General features: G+C 53.2%; 1 protein-coding gene. It reads right to left on the bottom strand.

The features are described 5' to 3' along the window. Positions 1–280: nucleoside recognition domain-containing protein (locus ACU8YC_RS28685; RefSeq protein ID WP_446896477.1), on the bottom strand; the 280-nt coding region annotated here is incomplete at both ends.

The following is a 280-nucleotide window of genomic DNA, read 5'->3' as shown; positions in this document are numbered from 1 at the left end:
ACCGCCATCAGCGTGAACAGAATGGCACCGGAGGAAAAGAAGTTGGTGATCATTGCCCCAGCAGAGAACTGGAACATAGCGAAAATATCTTTTTCGTTTTGCGTAATTTCGCCTTCGTCGGCCAGATTTCGCGTTAACGATGCGCCAACGTCAGTGCTCTGCAGGCTGCCGATCAGCGCCAGGCCGGTATTTCCGGGGATCCCCATCAGAGGACGCAGCAGAGGAGTTAATAAACGACGTGCCGCACGCAAAGCGCCATAGTGTTCAAGCACGTTGATCA

The sequence above is a fragment of the Citrobacter sp. VF227 genome (assembly GCF_052950715.1).
Note: the sequence above shows the minus strand (reverse complement) of the source record. Positions and strands in the feature narration are given on the sequence as shown.